Annotated in this window: 18 protein-coding genes; 11 read left to right on the top strand and 7 right to left on the bottom strand. The window is 70.4% G+C overall.

Translation table 11 applies throughout. The features are described from left to right. Window positions 1-38 precede the first annotated feature (38 nt). From pstC to pstB, 3 genes are read left to right on the top strand one after another with little or no spacing between them, the layout of a single operon-like run. Window positions 39-1,040, top strand: coding sequence for a phosphate ABC transporter permease subunit PstC (pstC, locus tag ACYVO6_RS35525; protein WP_461068553.1), 1,002 nt, complete (start codon window positions 39-41; stop codon window positions 1,038-1,040). Continuing rightward, entirely contained in the window at window positions 1,037-2,092 is a 1,056-nt protein-coding gene (pstA, locus tag ACYVO6_RS35520) for a phosphate ABC transporter permease PstA (RefSeq protein WP_461068551.1), read from the top strand. The genes pstC and pstA overlap by 4 nt, the downstream gene beginning before the upstream one ends. 50 nt (window positions 2,093-2,142) lie before the next feature. Next, window positions 2,143-2,919, top strand: coding sequence for a phosphate ABC transporter ATP-binding protein PstB (gene pstB, locus ACYVO6_RS35515; RefSeq protein ID WP_165344409.1), 777 nt, complete (start codon window positions 2,143-2,145; stop codon window positions 2,917-2,919). Window positions 2,920-3,469: 550 nt separating this feature from the next. Here pstB and ACYVO6_RS35510 read toward each other — a convergent pair. Next, window positions 3,470-4,468 carry an inorganic phosphate transporter gene (locus tag ACYVO6_RS35510; RefSeq protein ID WP_461068549.1) on the bottom strand — a complete coding sequence of 333 codons (999 nt, stop codon included), beginning with the start codon at window positions 4,466-4,468 and terminating at the stop codon, window positions 3,470-3,472. Window positions 4,469-4,475: 7 nt separating this feature from the next. Beyond that, window positions 4,476-5,096, bottom strand: coding sequence for a DUF47 domain-containing protein (locus ACYVO6_RS35505; protein ID WP_461068547.1), 621 nt, complete (start codon window positions 5,094-5,096; stop codon window positions 4,476-4,478). 248 nt (window positions 5,097-5,344) lie between these two features. On the opposite strand from ACYVO6_RS35505, the gene ACYVO6_RS35500 reads away from it, so the two are divergent. Further along, on the top strand, window positions 5,345-5,701 hold the full coding sequence (locus ACYVO6_RS35500; protein ID WP_461068545.1) for a metal-sensitive transcriptional regulator: 357 nt from the start codon (window positions 5,345-5,347) through the stop codon (window positions 5,699-5,701). Window positions 5,702-5,857: 156 nt separating this feature from the next. Here the strand turns inward: ACYVO6_RS35500 and ACYVO6_RS35495 are convergent, their stop codons facing one another. Continuing rightward, window positions 5,858-6,061: a hypothetical protein gene (locus ACYVO6_RS35495; RefSeq protein ID WP_461068543.1), complete on the bottom strand. Its 204-nt coding sequence runs from the start codon at window positions 6,059-6,061 to the stop codon at window positions 5,858-5,860. A gap of 122 nt (window positions 6,062-6,183) precedes the next feature. Next, window positions 6,184-7,023 carry a hypothetical protein gene (locus tag ACYVO6_RS35490; protein ID WP_461068612.1) on the bottom strand — a complete coding sequence of 280 codons (840 nt, stop codon included), beginning with the start codon at window positions 7,021-7,023 and terminating at the stop codon, window positions 6,184-6,186. A 92-nt stretch (window positions 7,024-7,115) separates the two neighbouring features. On the opposite strand from ACYVO6_RS35490, the gene ACYVO6_RS35485 reads away from it, so the two are divergent. Then, window positions 7,116-7,340 (top strand): hypothetical protein, encoded by a 225-nt coding sequence (locus tag ACYVO6_RS35485; RefSeq protein ID WP_461068541.1) that lies wholly within the window; start codon window positions 7,116-7,118, stop codon window positions 7,338-7,340. Between the two features lie 349 nt (window positions 7,341-7,689). Here ACYVO6_RS35485 and ACYVO6_RS35480 read toward each other — a convergent pair whose 3' ends face one another. Genes ACYVO6_RS35480 through ACYVO6_RS35470 form a run of 3 tightly spaced genes read right to left on the bottom strand, consistent with a single transcriptional unit; the run spans window position 7,690 to window position 11,511 of the window. Further along, the gene (locus ACYVO6_RS35480) at window positions 7,690-8,112 is read right to left on the bottom strand and encodes an NUDIX hydrolase (RefSeq protein ID WP_461068539.1); all 423 of its coding nucleotides are present in this window, start codon (window positions 8,110-8,112) and stop codon (window positions 7,690-7,692) included. 14 nt (window positions 8,113-8,126) lie between these two features. Next, the gene (locus ACYVO6_RS35475; protein ID WP_461068537.1) at window positions 8,127-9,152 is read right to left on the bottom strand and encodes a CHAD domain-containing protein; all 1,026 of its coding nucleotides are present in this window, start codon (window positions 9,150-9,152) and stop codon (window positions 8,127-8,129) included. Then, a complete protein-coding gene (locus tag ACYVO6_RS35470; RefSeq protein WP_461068535.1) occupies window positions 9,133-11,511 on the bottom strand; it encodes an RNA degradosome polyphosphate kinase in 2,379 nt (792 codons plus the stop codon). The genes ACYVO6_RS35475 and ACYVO6_RS35470 overlap by 20 nt, the downstream gene beginning before the upstream one ends. Window positions 11,512-11,719: 208 nt before the next feature. Between ACYVO6_RS35470 and ACYVO6_RS35465 the strand changes: the two genes are divergently transcribed. The 6 genes from ACYVO6_RS35465 to ACYVO6_RS35440 all read left to right on the top strand — a co-directional run bounded on the left by ACYVO6_RS35465 (window position 11,720) and on the right by ACYVO6_RS35440 (window position 16,579). Next, window positions 11,720-12,262, top strand: coding sequence for an RNA polymerase sigma factor (locus ACYVO6_RS35465; protein WP_461068533.1), 543 nt, complete (start codon window positions 11,720-11,722; stop codon window positions 12,260-12,262). Window positions 12,263-12,294: 32 nt separating this feature from the next. Beyond that, a complete protein-coding gene (locus tag ACYVO6_RS35460) occupies window positions 12,295-13,152 on the top strand; it encodes an anti-sigma factor (RefSeq protein ID WP_461068610.1) in 858 nt (285 codons plus the stop codon). Continuing rightward, window positions 13,152-13,322, top strand: coding sequence for a hypothetical protein (locus tag ACYVO6_RS35455; protein ID WP_461068531.1), 171 nt, complete (start codon window positions 13,152-13,154; stop codon window positions 13,320-13,322). The genes ACYVO6_RS35460 and ACYVO6_RS35455 overlap by 1 nt, the downstream gene beginning before the upstream one ends. Before the next feature lie 82 nt (window positions 13,323-13,404). Continuing rightward, window positions 13,405-14,298, top strand: coding sequence for an ABC transporter ATP-binding protein (locus ACYVO6_RS35450; protein WP_461068529.1), 894 nt, complete (start codon window positions 13,405-13,407; stop codon window positions 14,296-14,298). Beyond that, on the top strand, window positions 14,295-15,839 hold the full coding sequence (locus tag ACYVO6_RS35445; RefSeq protein ID WP_461068527.1) for an ABC transporter permease: 1,545 nt from the start codon (window positions 14,295-14,297) through the stop codon (window positions 15,837-15,839). Before ACYVO6_RS35450 ends, ACYVO6_RS35445 begins: the two co-directional genes overlap by 4 nt. Next, window positions 15,827-16,579 carry an ABC transporter gene (locus tag ACYVO6_RS35440; RefSeq protein ID WP_461068525.1) on the top strand — a complete coding sequence of 251 codons (753 nt, stop codon included), beginning with the start codon at window positions 15,827-15,829 and terminating at the stop codon, window positions 16,577-16,579. Before ACYVO6_RS35445 ends, ACYVO6_RS35440 begins: the two co-directional genes overlap by 13 nt. The last annotated feature ends 5 nt before the right edge of the window (window positions 16,580-16,584 follow it).

Raw genomic sequence — 16,584 nt, 5'->3', positions numbered from 1 at the left:
CCGCTCATCATGGGCGGCTCCGCAGACCGGAGAACCCGATGGGTATACCAACACAGAACACAGCGCCTCCCCCCACCAAGCCGTCCGCGGCCGAACAGAAGCGAGCGGCCCGCGGCGCCACCCGGCCCGGAGACCGGATCTTCCTCGGTCTCACCCGCGGGTCGGGCATCTTCCTCCTGGTGATCATGGCCGCCATCGCGGTCTTCCTCACCTACCGCGCCTCGCTCGCGATCAGCAAGAACGAGGGCAACTTCCTCACCACCTTCGACTGGAACACCTCCGCCGACCCGCCGGTCTTCGGCATCGCCGTCCTGGCCTTCGGCACGGTGGTCTCCTCGGTCATCGCCATGATCATCGCGGTGCCGATCGCGGTGGCCATCGCCCTCTTCCTCACGCACTACGCCCCGCGCCGCCTCAGCGGCCCCATCGCGTACGTGATCGACCTGCTCGCCGCGGTGCCGTCCATCGTGTACGGCCTGTGGGGTGCCCTCGTCCTCGTACCGCATCTGAACGGCCTCTTCAGCTGGCTGGACGAATACCTCGGCTGGACCGGCATCTTCGAGTGGCAGCAAGGTGCTCCCCGCTCGATGCTCACCGTCGGCATCCTGCTCGCGATCATGATCCTGCCGATCGTCACGAACGTGAGCCGTGAGGTCTTCCGCCAGGCCCCGCAGATGATCGAGGAGGCGGCTCTCGCCCTCGGTGCCACCCGCTGGGAGGTCATCCGCATGGCCGTCCTGCCCTTCGGCCGCTCCGGCGTGATCTCCGCCTCGATGCTCGGCCTCGGCCGCGCGCTCGGTGAGACGATGGCCGTCGCCACCGTGCTGTCGCCGGACTTCCTGATCCACACCAGCCTGCTCGACCCGGGCGGCGGCACCTTCGCCCAGAACATCGCCAGCAAGTTCAGCGAGGCAACGGAGTTCGGCCGGGACGCGCTCATCGCCTCCGGTCTGGTCCTGTTCGTCATCACCCTTCTGGTCAACGGTGCGGCCCGCGCGATCATCGCCCGCCGCAAGGAGTACTCGGGGGCCAACGCATGAGCCACGCAGTCGTCACCGACAAGCGCCCCAGCACCCTGCGCGGCGCCAGCCTCCCCAAGTGGTTCGCCTGGGCGACCGCCGCGGGCTCCCTCGCCCTCGCCGTCGGCATCGGCCTGGCGGCCGGCCTGCACAGCAAGGTGCAGTGGGGCCTGATCGCCTCGATCCTCTTCGTCCTCGGTACGTACGTCATCTCCACGAAGGTCGAGGGCAAGCGGCAGGCCAAGGACCGCGTCGCGACCTCCATGGTCTGGGTGGCCTTCCTGCTCGCCGTCGTCCCGCTGGTCTCCCTGGTCTGGACGACCATCTCGCGCGGTGTGAAGGTCCTCGACGGTTACTTCCTCACCCACTCGATGGGTGTGGTCACGGACGCCGAGGTGGGCGGCGGTATCTACCACGCCATCCTCGGCACCGCGCAGCAGGTCGGCCTCGCCACCCTGATCGGTGCGCCGATCGGTGTGCTCACCGCGATCTACCTGGTCGAGTACGGGCGCGGCAAGCTCGCCAAGTCCGTCACCTTCTTCGTCGACGTCATGACGGGTATCCCGTCGATCGTCGCGGGTCTGTTCATCCTCAGCATCATGCTGATGTTCGAGATGCAGCCCTTCGGCTTCGCCGGATCGCTCGCGCTGGCCATCCTGATGATGCCGGTCGTGGTCCGCTCCACCGAGGAGATGCTCAAGCTCGTGCCGAACGAGCTGCGCGAGGCCTCCCTCGCGCTGGGCGTCCCCAAGTGGCGCACCATCATCAAGGTGGTCGTGCCGACCTCCATCGGCGGCATCACCACCGGCATCATGCTGGCGGTAGCCCGTATCGCCGGTGAGACCGCGCCCATCCTGCTGCTGGTGTTCGGCGCCAAGTTCATCAACACGAACCCGTTCGAGGGCGCGCAGCAGGCGCTGCCGCTCTACATCTACCAGCAGTACGGGTCGGGCGAGAGCGCGGCGTACGACCGTGCCTGGGCGGCCTCGCTCGTGCTGATCGCCATCGTGATGATCCTCAACCTCGCGGCCCGCGGCATCGCCCGCTGGAAGGCCCCGAAGGCTGGTCGCTGACGCGGCCATACAGCGACCGGACTGAACTCCCGAAAGAAGCAGTGATCCCCATGGCCAAGCGAATCGACGTAAGCGGTCTGACCGCCTACTACAGCGCCCACAAGGCAATCGAAGACATCTCCATGACCGTCGAGCCCCGCTCCGTGACGGCCTTCATCGGCCCGTCCGGCTGCGGCAAGTCGACGTTCTTGCGCACGCTGAACCGTATGCACGAGGTCACCCCCGGTGGCCGCGTCGAGGGCAAGGTGCTGCTCGACGACGAGGACCTGTACGGGTCCGGGGTCGACCCCGTCGCCGTACGCAGCACGATCGGCATGGTCTTCCAGCGGCCCAACCCCTTCCCCACGATGTCGATCTTCGACAACGTCGCGGCGGGGCTTCGGCTCAACGGTTCGTACAAGAAGGCCGAGCTGGCGGACGTCGTCGAGAAGTCCCTCAAGGGCGCGAACCTCTGGAACGAGGTCAAGGACCGCCTGAACAAGCCCGGTTCGGGGCTGTCCGGTGGTCAGCAGCAGCGTCTCTGCATCGCCCGTGCCATCGCGGTCGAGCCGCAGGTGCTGCTGATGGACGAGCCCTGCTCCGCGCTCGACCCGATCTCGACGCTCGCGATCGAGGACCTGATCGGGGAGCTGAAGGAGCGCTTCACGATCGTCATCGTGACGCACAACATGCAGCAGGCGGCTCGTGTCTCCGACCGCACCGCCTTCTTCAACCTCTCGGCGGTCGGCCAGCCCGGCAAGCTCATCGAGATCGACGAGACGGAACGGATCTTCTCCAACCCGTCCGTCCAGGCGACCGAGGACTACATCTCCGGCCGCTTCGGCTGACACCGGACCCCTCGCGGTGCTGCATGGCGGTGCCACCGCGAGGTCGATAGGGCCCGCCCCTGGCTCCCGGGGGCGGGTTCGTTGCTTGCTGCGGGGTGCCTCCGGCGGTTGGGCGGGGTGCCTACGGGTCGGGTGGGTTCGGTTTGTTGGCGACTGCGGGTGCGTTGTGGCTGGTCGCGCAGTTCCCCGCGCCCCTGGGGTGCGTGGGTGGGGCGGGGCCGTGGGCCGGTGCGTCAGCCCGTCGCAGGCGGGGCGTACGGCCCTTTGCTGGTACAGGGTCCTGGTTCTCCGAGACCGAACCTACGCGACGGGCATACGACGCACCGGCCCACGGCCCCTCCCGCCGGTGGCAGGCTGCGGGCACGTGGTGGCTGGTGAGCATGAGGGCCGGCGGCTCCGGTCGCGCCCCTTCAGGGGCGCGGGGAACGGCGCGACCAGCCACGACGGACCCGCGGTCGCGACACGACTGTCACCCCCACCCCCTGGCGGTGGCCCGGGGCGCAGCCCCAGGGATGGGACGGGTAGGGGCGGCGGGGGCGAGAAAACCCCCTTACAGAAACGCCAGGTTCACAACCCAGAAGCTCAGCGCAGCGACCAGCGCCGCCGCCGGCATCGTGATGAACCAGCCAAGAACGATGTTCTTGGCGACCCCCCACCGCACGGCATTCACCCGCTTCGTCGCTCCCACTCCCATGATCGCCGAGGTGATGACATGGGTCGTGGAGATGGGCGCCTTGAAGAGAAAGGCCGTCACGAACATGATCGACGCGCCGGTCGTCTCCGCGGCAAAACCCTGAGGCGGATCAAGCTCGATGATCTTGCGGCCGAGCGTCCGCATGATCCGCCAGCCCCCCGCGTACGTACCCAGCGACAACATCACCGCGCAGGCCACCTTCACCCACACCGGAATCGGATCGCCGTAGTCCTCGACATCTGCGATGACCAGCGCCATCACCACTATGCCCATCGTCTTCTGCGCGTCCTGGAGACCGTGACCGAGCGCCATCCCCGCTGCCGACACCGTCTGCGCTATGCGGAAACCGCGCTTCGCCTTGTGGGGATTCGAGTGGCGGAAGATCCACATGATCGCGGTCATCACCAGATAGCCCACGCCCAGACCAACCAGTGGCGAGACGAACATTGGGATGACGATCTTCTCCAGGACACCGGACCAGTAGACGGTCGTACCGCCGGCCAGGGCCGCCCCCACCATGCCGCCGAACAGCGCGTGAGAAGAGGAGGAGGGCAGGCCGTAGTACCAGGTGATGAGGTTCCACGTGATCGCGCCGACCAGCGCCGCGAAGAGGATCCCCATCCCCTTCGAGCCCTGCGGCGTGGAGATCAGACCCTCGCTGACGGTCTTGGCGACCCCGCTGCCCAGGAAGGCGCCTGCCAGGTTCATGACCGCTGCCATCGCGAGCGCGGCCTTCGGCGTCAGGGCGCGCGTCGACACGGACGTCGCGATCGCGTTCGCCGAATCGTGAAAGCCGTTGGTGTACGTGAAGAAGAGCGCGACCCCGATGGTCACGACCAGAGCGAAGGTGTCCATGGAGAGGTCAGGACTCCTTGACGGCGATGGTCTCCACCGTGTTCGCCACGTGCTCGAACGCGTCCGCCGCTTCCTCCAGCACATCCACTATCTGCTTGAGCTTGAGCACCTCGATGGCGTCGTACTTGCCGTTGAACAGGTGCGCAAGAAGCTTTCTGTGGATCTGGTCGGCCTGGTTCTCCAGGCGGTTGACCTCGATCCAGTACTCGGTGAGATTGTCCATCGTGCGCAGATTCGGCATGGCTTCGGCCGTCAGTTCGGCCGCCCGGGCCAGTACCTCGATCTGCTGGTCGACGCCCTTCGGAAGCTCCTCGACGTTATAGAGGACGACAAGGTCGACGGCCTCCTCCATGAAGTCCATGATGTCGTCGAGGGAGGACGCGAGAGAATAGATGTCCTCACGGTCGAACGGCGTGATGAACGAGGAGTTCAACTGGTGGAAGATCGCGTGCGTCGCGTCGTCACCGGCATGTTCCGCGGCCCGCATACGCTCGGCGATCTCGGTCCGGCCGGAGGCGTCAGCCCCGAGCAGTTCCATCAGGAGCTTCGAGCCCGTGACGATGTTGTCCGCGGAGGCGGCGAACATGTCGTAGAAGCTCGTCTCCCTGGGGGTCAGACGAAATCGCACGTGGGGTCCTCGGATTGCTTCGGTTTCGGTCAGGCTGATGCTAGGTGCATCATCCAGTCACGGGAAACGGGCCGTCCTCCAGTGTCACCCATCAGGCAAAGTGCTCCACACAGGGTCCATTGGGTGGTCCACCGGGGGTATCGGCCAAGGGCCCTATACCCAGCAAAATTCGTTACGATATACCCAACAGGGGTATACGTAACCGACGAACCGGGCAGGTTCGCCGGAGCGAGCAGCAGGAGGACGCGATGACGACCACCGAGGCCGGAGAAACCGCGCCCTCCGCGGGCGCGCCGGACGTGGTGACCGACCACGACCGCGGGATCCACGGCTACCACAAGCAGAAGGACGAGCACCTCAAACGCCTGCGCCGGATCGAGGGCCAGATCCGCGGACTGCAGCGGATGGTCGACGAGGACGTCTACTGCATCGACATACTCACCCAGGTCTCCGCCTCCACGAAGGCACTCCAGTCCTTCGCCCTCCAGCTCCTCGAGGAGCACCTCCGCCACTGCGTCGCGGACGCGGCCGTCAAGGGCGGCGCGGAGATCGACGCCAAGGTGGAGGAGGCGACGAAGGCGATCGGACGGCTGCTGCGTACGTGACCCTCCGGGGGCGGCCGTGCGTTGTCTACGTCTGCGGGCCGGTGGGGGCTTGTCGCTCCCCCACTCTCGGCTTCGCTCGAGCGGGGGACCCCCATCGCGGCGGAGCCGCATATGTCACAGCCCCGCGCCCCTCAAGGGGCGCGGCCGCGCTCGGTGTTACTTGTCGGCGTCCTCGCCTTGTTCTCCGTACTCTTCGAGGAAGCGTTCCTCGGCCAGCTTCAGCACCTCGTCGATGCGGTCGGGGCTGAGCCGGTCCTCACGGGCGGCCGAGGCCGCGATGATCAGGTCGCCGCACAGCTCGATCTCGGCAAGGGCCACGTGGTCCTGAACTGCCGTACCGCGCGCCGGAGCCACGTGCATCACCTCTTCCTGCCGTCACCGACTTCCTAGAGTAGGGAGCGGCCTACACACGGCGCATGGCACCAACGGACCATTTCCGGCCCCTCACATTCCGGCCGTCCGGGGCTCCGTACGGGCTCCGGCTACTCGGCGATCTTCCCCGTGTAGATGTCCTCGGCATCCGGCAGCCGTACGTCGGCGGGGGCCCCGAAGTCGTACAGCAGCATCGTCGAGGCGACCGCGACCGTACCCTCCTGCTGCCCGTTCACAAAGCTGAAGCGGTGCCGGAGCTTCCGGATGCGTCCCTGTTCGTCGAGGTAGGCGTCGAAGGGGACTTCGGCCGTGGCGAACCCCTTCGCCGCCGCGCGCAGGGGTCCGCGATTGCCGTCCGAGGCCCGCTCGGCCGCCTTGCCGAGGTCGGCGGTCCCGCGATAGTGCCGTACGGGAGTGCCGGCGACCGACGTCCTCCCCATGTACGTCGCCTTGCGCGTGCCCCGCAGCAGTTCCGCGGCGGCGAGCGGATCGGTGGCGCCGCCGGTGACGAGGTTGCCGTCGGAGAGGGTGGCCGTGTCGACGCGGACCCATTTGTCGGCGGGCACTCCGGCTCCGCGGTTTTTCATGTAGAGGGCGCCCGGAGCGAGGAGTTCGGTGATCGGGCGGTGCCCGGCGGTGCCGACCGGGTCCTGCGGGAGGCGCACCTTCAGCCGGCCGACCTGCCGACGGTAGTCGTAGACGCCCCTGCCGCGGATGGTCACGCGGGTGCCGCCGGTGGCCATCTCCATCGACGTATGCGCCTTGGAACTGCCCGCGTGCACCAGGTTTTCGGAGGCCTGCCGCAGCACCTCGACCGGGGCGGTGGCGGCGCGCGTGTCCTCGGCGGCGGCTCTGCTGCCCGAGCATCCGGTGGCGCACACCATCAGCCCCGCCGCCGCGGCGGCCAGGGCGACCGCCCCGCCCCCTCGCCTGTGCTGCCGCTCCACCATCGCCTGCATACCCCCAGCCGGGCCGTCCTTCGCGCGCCTCCTGTCGTTGCCCTTAACGACGGGTCAGGGGCGTCGTCACGCCGCGACACGCCATGAGTAAGCGTTTACTCAGGCTCTGTACGGTGGTGAACGTGGCAGAGCAAGCCGAGGCCGACCCTCCGGAACACCGCACGACAACGGTCGATCAGGGCCGCTTCTGCGTGGCTCGCTGCAGTTGCGGTTGGCGGGGCCCGGCACGGCGGGCGCGAAGCCTGGCACGCAGGGATGCGGAGGACCATGCGGCCACGCCCCAGACCCCCGCCAGGGGGTGGGAGTGACAGGTCGTGTCGCGACTGCGGGTCCGTCGTGGCTGGTCGCGCAGTTCCCCGCGCCCCTGAAGGGCGCGTCCTGGAGCCGCCAGCCACCATGCTCACCAGCCACCACGTGCCCGCAGCCTCCCACCGGCGGGAGGGGCCGTGGGCCGGTGCGTCCTATGCCCGTCGCGTAGGTTCGGTCTCGGAGAACCAGGACCCTGTACCAACACCGGGCCGTACGCCCGGCCTGCGACGGGCTGACGCACCGGCCCACGGCCCCGACCCACCCACGCACCCCAGGGGCGCGGGGAACGGCGCGACCAGCCACGACGCACCCGCACCCGCCCAACCGCCGGAGGCACCCCGCGGAGCGCTACGCGTGGCGCAGGACGGCCAGCAACTCGTCCACCAACACTTGATCGCGAGGCTGAGTAAGCCGCTCCTTGGCGGCGACCGGTGGCAGCCAGCGGACACGGTCCACCTCGTCGTTGGGCGTGAAGTGGCCCTCGGCCGCCTCGGCCGCCCAGTAACTGACCTCCTTGGGGTGTCCGTTGGCCAGATAGCGCACCGTGGGCAGCCGGGCACCGGGTACGCAACCGAAGCCGGTCTCCTCCTCGACCTCCCGCATCGCCCCCGCGAGCGGGTCCTCGCCGTGCTTCAGCTTGCCTTTCGGATGGGACCAGTCGTCGTACTTCGGCCTGTGGACCAGGCAGATCTCCAGTTCGCCGTCGACGGGCGAGCGGCGCCACAGGACGCAGCCCGCCGCGAGAACGGGGTTGCCGTTGGTCGTCTGCACAGTCCCTCCCTGGGTCACGAAGTACCGACTGTCTCCCTTAACCAGGCCCGCTGGAACGCGAACCGGGCCGCTTCCACCTCGTGTCGCTGGTCCGCGTGCAGCACCCCGAGCGCGTACGCCGTCGCCGGGGCGATCCGCGGGGTACGGGCCGCCGATGCCGCCGCCGTGGCCGCCTCCGCCGCGTCGCGGTGCCGGTCGAGGGCCCGGCCCGCGTCCAACAGGCGTACGTCTACGGGGGCTTCGGTGCCGTAGAGGACCTCGCGGGCGTAGCGGTGCAGGCGCAGCAGGAGGCGGACCTGGTGCCAGGGGGCGTCCTGGGGGTGCGGGGCGGGGTCGGCGGAGAGGCCGTGGACGAGGGCTTCCGAGTTGTACGGGTGGCCCGCGCTGACCAGGGGCAGTCCGGCGATGGCGTCGGTGAGGCGGTCCTCCGCGGCTGCCGCGAGCGGCTTGAGGCCGGCGGTGGTCGCGGCCGGGCTCAGCGGGACCTCGCTGGCCAGCACGGCGACGTTGTCCGCGACGGCGTGGAAGCGGCTTGAGCCGAGTGCCTGGAGGGCCGCCGAGTGTGCGCGCGTGCGGGCCAGGGTCAGCTGGCGTTCCAGGAGGGCGCCCGCTTTTGCCGCGCCCACGGTGAGGTTGCTCTTCTCCTCGCGTCTTCCCGACGGCACCTGGGACGGAATCGGGGACGAGCCCGACAGCCGGTGTAGTGCCCCCAGCAGTCGCTCAAGGCGTGCCGCGCACGCGTGCTCGCGTGCCAACGTGCCCGACAGCCAGGCCAGTTCGGGGCGCATGGCCTCCGACCAGTCCGTGTCCAGGAGTGGGCGGAACGTGTGGAGGGTGCCGCTGATGCGGCGGGCCGAGCGGCGCAGGGCGCGGGCCGCGTCGACGGTCTCCTCCGTGCCGTTGCCGTTGGACACCGTGCCGCCCGTCTCGCGGTGCTGGCGCAGCGCGCGGAGGAACTCCGTGGCCTGGGCCTGGAGGTAGGCCTCCAGGGTGTCCCCGGCCACGGGACCGGCCGCAGGGTCAAGGTGTTGCTTTGCCACGCCGGCGCCTCCGGGCGTCTATGAGCGTCTCCTGGACGTTGCGCAGCTGCTGGCCGTCGCCGTCTGCCGCGTGGCGAGTCCACTCGCCGTCGGGGCCGAGGTGCCAGGAGGAGGTCGTGTCGGACATGCCGGTCTCGAGGAGCCGGTTGAGCGAGGCTCGGTGGGCCGGGTCCTTGACCCGGACCAGGGCCTCGATCCGGCGGTCGAGGTTGCGGTGCATCATGTCGGCGCTGCCGAACCACACCTCCGGCTCGCCGCCGTTGCCGAAGGCGAAGATGCGGGAGTGTTCGAGGAAGCGGCCGAGGACGGAACGTACCCGTATGTTCTCGGACATGCCGGGCACGCCGGGCCGCACCGCGCAGATGCCCCGCACCCACACGTCCACCGGGACGCCCGCCTGGGAGGCGCGGTAGAGGGCGTCGATGAGTGCCTCGTCCACCATCGAGTTGACCTTGATACGGACGTACGCGGGACGTCCGGCGCGATGGTGCTGCGCCTCCTTGTTGATCCGCGCGATCAGTCCGTCGCGCAGGGACTTGGGGGCGACGAGGAGGCGGCGGTAGGTCTCGCGGCGGGAGTAGCCGGAGAGCCGGTTGAAGAGGTCGGAGAGGTCCGCGCCGACCTGGGCGTCGGCGGTCAGCAGGCCGATGTCCTCGTACAGGCGGGCCGTCTTCGGGTGGTAGTTGCCGGTGCCCACATGGGAGTAGCGGGCCAGCGTCTCGCCCTCCTGGCGGACCACCAGCGACAGCTTGCAGTGCGTCTTCAGGCCGACGAGCCCGTACACGACATGGCAGCCCGCCTCCTCCAGCTTGCGGGCCCACTTGATGTTGGCCTGCTCGTCGAAGCGCGCCTTGATCTCGACCAGGACGAGGACCTGCTTGCCGGACTCGGCGGCGTCTATGAGGGCGTCCACGATCGGTGAGTCGCCGGAGGTGCGGTACAGCGTCTGCTTGATCGCGAGCACGTCCGGGTCGGACGCGGCCTGCTCCAGGAATGCCTGCACGGAGGTGGAGAAGGAGTCGTACGGGTGGTGCAGCAGGACGTCGTGCTCACGCAGGGCGGCGAAGATGTCTGGCGCCGACGCCGACTCGACCTCGGCGAGATCGCGATGGGTGCCCGCGACGAACTTCGGGTACTTCAGCTCGGGCCGGTCGAGACGGCTGATGCCGAAGAGGCCGGTGAGGTCCAGGGGGCCGGGCAGCGGGTACACCTCGGCCTCGGAGACCTTCAGCTCACGCCGGAGGAGATTGAGGACGTACGGGTTGATGGACTCCTCGACCTCCAGGCGCACCGGTGGCCCGAAGCGGCGCCGCATGAGCTCCTTCTCCAGGGCCTGCAGCAGGTTCTCGGCGTCGTCCTCCTCGACCTCCAGGTCCTCGTTGCGGGTGACCCGGAACATGTGGGTCTCCAGGACCTCCATTCCCGGGAACAGCTCCTCCAGGTGGGCCGGCGCGGAAATCACGTCCTCCAGGGGGACGTAACGGCCGGGCGAGGCCTCCAGGAAGCGGGACAGCAGTGGCGGGACCTTGACGCGAGCGAAGTGGCGGTGGCCGGAGATCGGGTTGCGGAGGTCGACCGCGAGGTTCAGGGACAGGCCCGAGATGTACGGGAAGGGGTGCGCCGGGTCGACCGCGAGGGGAGTGAGGACCGGGAAGATCTGGTTGCGGAACAGCGTGAAGAGACGAGCCTGCTCCTTCTCCGTCAGCTCGCTCCAGCGGACCAGATGGATGCCCTCCTCCGCGAGCTGAGGGGCCACGTCCTCCTGGTAGCAGGCGGCGTGCCGGGCCATGAGCTCACGGGAGCGGGCCCAGATCATCTCCAGCACTTCGCGCGGCTGCAGGCCGGAGGCCGAGCGGGTCGCGACGCCGGTCGCGATACGCCGCTTCAGGCCGGCCACGCGGACCATGAAGAACTCGTCCAGGTTGCTGGCGAAGATCGCGAGGAAGTTCGCCCGCTCCAGGAGGGGCGTGTTCGGATCCTCGGCGAGCTCCAGGACGCGCTCGTTGAACGCGAGCCAGCTGCGCTCCCGGTCCAGGAAGCGGTTCGGCGGGAGCTGGGGGCCGACGCCGTCGGCCTCCTCGTACGCGTCGAGGTCGGCGTCGATGTCGGGCTCAAGGTCGGAGACCACGGCCGACACGGTGTGCGGGCGGTGGGCGGCGATGGAGCCGACGGAGGGCTGGGCGTGCTGGACCTGGATGTCGGACTGGGTCATGAACCCATTGTTCCGCGCCGGAACGGAAACGGGCGCGTCAGAAGAAGCGGGCGGGAGCGCGGCGACGAACTGGAGGCTCCTGTTCTCCTGCACAGGCGAGGGCTCGTTCTCCGGGGGAGGCGAAGGCTCGGGGACGGAGGGGTTCATTCGCCGAGCGTCGCAAGCCCGTCTGAATCGATGGTTACGGCGACATGACGTGCGGGATAGCGGGGGGCGGCTCCGAGAAGTCCGCACAACCGGCGGAACGGTGTCGCCTCAGCTCCGCTGTGGCGGATGGGGCGCGAGTGTCAGGCTCTTTTCCGGATCACTTCCGGATCTCGTGAACCGATCGGCGGGGCTCGTGCGATGAGGGGGTGTGAGGGAAACGAGAAGCGACGGGGAGCTGCTGCGGGCCATCGCGGCGGACGGGGACCGGCGCGCCTTCGAAGAGCTGTACCGGCGGTACGCGCCATGGCTCGCCGCGCGGCTGCGCGGGCGGTGCGCCGATGCGGGGGTCGTCGACGACGTCGTGCAGGAGACGTTTCTCGCCGTGTGGCGGGGCAGCGCCCGCTATCGGGAGGACGGGGACGTGGCCGGCTGGCTGTGGCGGATCGGCTCGCGGCGGCTGATCGACGCGCTGCGGGGCGACGGTGCGCGGGGGCGGATGCGGCAGGCGCTCGCGCGGCTGCGGCACCGGGACGAGGCGTCCGCAGAGGAGCGCGTACTCGCGGGGGTTGAGCACGGGGATCTCGCGGGCGCCCTCGTCCGGCTGTCGCCGGAGCTCAGGGCCGTTCTCCAGGCCACGGTCATCGACGGGCTGACCACCCGGGAGGCGGCCGTCCTGCTCGGCATTCCGCCGGGGACGGTCAAGACACGAGCCCTGCGGGCCCGGAAGCAGTTGCGGGAGGCGCTGGCATGAGCGACATCGACGACATGAGCGGCACAAGTGGCATGACCTGGCATGTGGCGGAGGACGACCTCCGCGCCTATGTACGGGGCGAGTTGGCGCCGCCCGTGCTCTGGGCCGCCGACACGCATCTCGTCGCCTGCGCGCCCTGCCGGGCGGCGCTCGCCGAGGTGAGCGACCCGGTCTCCCTGGACGAGGGCTGGGAGCGGCTCGACGCCGAACTGGACGCGCCGCGGCCCGGATTCGTCGAGTCGCTGCTCGTACGGATCGGGGTCGCCGACCACACGGCGCGGCTGCTTGCCGCCACGCCCGTGCTGCGGCTGTCCTGGCTGGGCGCGGTCGCCGCCGTGCTGGTCATGACGGTGGTGGCCGCCAACTCCGTACGGGCGTCGGAGACACCGACGCTCTTCCTCGCCCTCGCGCCGCTGCTGCCGCTCGCCGGGGTCGCGTTGTCCTACGGGCCCGCGCTGGACCCGACGTACGAGATGACCGTGGTCGCGCCGGTGCACGGGTTCCGGCTGCTGCTGATCCGTACGGTTGCCGTGCTGGCCGTCGGGCTCGGCCTCAACGGCCTTGCGACGCTCGCGCTCCCCTCGTACGGACTGCGGGCTCTGGCCTGGCTACTGCCCGCGCTCGCCCTCACCGCGACCGGGCTCGCTCTGACCCCCAGACTGGGGCCGGTCCTCGCTCCTGGGCTGGTCGCCGGGGTGTGGGTCGCGGTGCTGATGATCGCGGAGGCGCAGACCGAGGGGACCCTCGCGCCGTACACGGTGGCCGGGCAGGGTGTGGCGGCTGTGGTCGCCGCGTTCGCCGTCGGGCTCCTCTACCTCAGCCGCGACCGTTTCGACTCGACTTCCGCGCACACACCGTTCGCGGGCTTTCAGGATGGAGGTGCGGCGTGATGTCCAACGCCACCCGCAGGAGGCTCAAGCTGCTCAAGGCCGCCGCGCTGATGGTCGCCTCGGGCGTCCTCCGGCTGCTGTACGTCGTCGCCGTCGTTCTCCCGCAGACATCCCGCCGCCAGGGATCCTCCTCGGCCTCGTCCTCCTCCGACAGCGGGGGCGACGGATGAGGGCCGCCGCTGCCGCTCTCCGACGCCGCGTGCCGGCCGCCGCCGTCCCCACGCTTCCGCTCTCTTCCACAGGAGTCCACGCATGACCGACCTCGCCACGCCGCCCACGGTGTCCGCCGAGGGGCTGACCCTCCACTACGGCAGCACGGCCGCCCTCGACGACGTGTCGCTGCGGCTCGGCGCGGGCGTCACCGGGCTCCTCGGGCCCAATGGAGCGGGGAAGACCACCCTGCTGCGGGTGCTGGCCACCGCCGTGCCCGCCGACCGGGGTGCCTTCACGGTGCTCGGGCACGACCCGAGCACGACGGCCGGGCGGCAGAACGTGCGGCGCGCGCTGGGCTATCTCCCGCAGACGCCCGGCTTCCACCCGGACTTCACGGCCTTCGCGTTCGTCGACTATGTGGCGATCCTGAAGGAGATGACCGACCGTGCGGCACGGCACCGTGAGGTGCGGCGCGTGCTCGACGAGGTCGACCTCGGGGACGTACGCGGCAAGCGCATCCGCAGGCTGTCCGGCGGGATGCGGCAGCGGGTCGCGCTGGCGGCCGCGCTCGTCGGAGACCCCGGCTTCCTCGTCCTGGACGAGCCGACGGTCGGGCTCGATCCCGAACAGCGCATGCGGTTCCGGGAGTTGATCGCGTCGGCAGGCGAGGGGCGTACGGTCCTGCTCTCCACGCACCAGACCGAGGACGTGGCCATGCTCTGCCACCGAGTGATCGTCATGGCCGGCGGCCGCATCCGCTTCGAGGGGACACCGGCCGAGCTGACCGCGCGGGCGGACGGACGGGTGTGGAGCAGTACGGAACGGGACCCGGGCGCGAGAGCCGGCTGGCGTACGGGCACGGGGTCCTTCCGCAATGTCGGGCATCCGCCGGAGGGCGCCACCCTCGTCGAACCCACCCTGGAGGACGGCTACTTGCTCACCCTCGACGCATCGGACGCCGCCTCGGCCTCATCCTCGGAGGTGACCGCGTGAGCACGCTGACCGAAGCCCGTCCCACGCCCGTCGTCACCGCGCCCGAACCCCGGCGCTGGGCCGCCGTGTTCGCCCTCGCCCGCTTCGAGGCACGCGAACTGCTGCAGCAGATACCGGTGTTGTTGTCCTCTGTCCTGTACGTCGGCTACCTGGGCATGCAGGTGTGGACGTCCGACCGCGAGGGCATGAACGAGTTCCCCGTGCTCCAGGACGCCGACCGCGCCACCCAGATGCCCCCGATGCTCGTCGCGGTCGCCATGCTCATCTGCGCCAACCGGGCCGTGCTGCGCTCCCGCCGGCGCGGCACCGACCGGCACTTCGACGTACTGGTCATGGAGCCGTGGCGGCGCACGGTGGCACACGCCCTGTCGGTCGTGCCGTTCGCCGTCGCCGTCGCGCTGGCCGTGGCCGGACAGTTCACCTGGCAGGCCCTGAAGCCGGGCGCGGTCGGGCACGGTTCGTACGCCGAACTGGCCGTGGCCCCGCTGACGGTGCTGCTCCTGGGCGTCCTCGGTGTCCTGCTCGCCCGCCTGATCCCGTCCTCCTTCGCCGTGCCGCTCCTGGCGCTCGGCGCCTTTGTCGGCACCATGCTGCTGGCCGTGGGCCTGGACGACCCGCGCTGGATGCGCTGGCTGTGGCCGGTCGTCTCCGAGACCCGGGCCGCCCCGCTGCCCTCCGACCTGATCGGCCGCCCCGCCGCCTGGCACGCGCTGTATCTGGTGGGGCTGACCGTGCTGCTGCTCTGCCTCGCGGTACTGGTCGGCGGGGGCCGGGCGCGGCTGGTCAAGGCGGTCGCCGTCGGCTCGGCGGCGCTGACCCTGACGGGTGCGGTGGCCCAGTCCGCGGGTGACTCGCCCGCGCTGACCGCGGCTCGGGTGCGGGCCTCGGTGACCCCCGAGAAGGACCAGACGTGCGTACGGCACGACCGGTCGACGTACTGCGCGTTCCCCGAGTGGACCGGGCGCACCGAGGACTGGGCCGGCACCGTCCGGCGCGTGCAGTCCCTCGCGGGCGGCGCCGCCGGGGGGACCCCGCTGACGGTCCGCCAGCGCGTCGAGGCCCGCTACGGCCTCGGCCAGGACTCGACGTTCGCCCCTTCCCGTACGCCGGGGGAGGTCACCGTGGGCACGCGCTGGGGCGGCAACCGGATCCCCGAGTTCGCCGTCGGTGTCGCCTCCGTGCTGGTCGCGGGCGACGAGGAGGCGGCCGGGCAGTTGTGCGACGCCCGGACGGTCGTGGTGATGTGGCTGGCCCTCGGCTCCGAACCCGACCCGATGACGTCGCTGAGGAACGTCCGCCTGGACGACAGCGTCTCCGGTTCCGCGATCGTCCTCGCCCCGACGGATCCGCTCTCCATGTCGGCTCAACAGACCGACGTCGTACGGGAGATGCTCGAGCGCCCGCGCTACGGCATCACGGCGAAAGTGAAGGCCCACTGGACGGAGCTGACGTCACCGAAGACGTCCACGGCGCGGGCGGCCGAGCTGCTGGACGTGCCGGTGCCGCAGGGGAAGGAAGGGGAGGACGAGTGCGGGGCGTGACGGCGGGCGCCGGAGAAACCCGGGGGCACGGGAGCAGTCGGCCGACGCCGGGCCGCGAGCCCCACCCCCGGCCCGCTCCCTCCACGGCCGGCATCATCCGCGCCCTGGTTCTGCCCGTGGCCCGTACCCTCCCCTGGCTGCCGCTCGCCGCGGGCGGCACCGTGGGGCTGCTGCTCGTCGGCGTGCCGCGGCTGGTGCCGGGGGAGACCGCGGAGGAGATCGCCCTCCTGCTGCTGCGGGGCGCCGCGCTCGCCTTCGGGCTGGGCCTTGCGTTCCTGATGGACGACCCGGCGCGGCACACCACCGCGGGGGTGCCGGTCCGGCGGGCGGTGCGGGCGGGGCTGCGGGTGGCCCTCGTCGCACCGGTCGCCGTCGGCTGGTGGACGGCCGCGCTGCTCCTCGTACCGGCGGAGGTGCGGCCGCCCGTGGGGGACATGACTCTGGAAGCCGCAGCCACCGCCGTGCTCGCGCTCCTCGCGGGCGCCGCCGCCGTGCGGTTGTGGGACGAGCCCGAACCGGGGCAGGCCGCGGCGGCCGCGCTCCTGCTCACGGGACTGGTCGCACCCCTGCTGATGCCCGACCGCTGGACCCTCTTCGTCCAGCCGCACGCCGACCGCTGGGACGAGGCCCACCGGTCGTGGGCGTGGCTGCTGGCCGGCGCCGCGCTCATCTGGGCTGCCTGCCTGCTGGAACCGGTACGCCGACGCCGGGTCCGGGCGGCCTTCACAGCCCGTCCCTGACGCTC

It is taken from the genome of Streptomyces pseudoechinosporeus (assembly GCF_054783935.1).
This window is presented reverse-complemented; position numbering and strand designations above follow the sequence as displayed.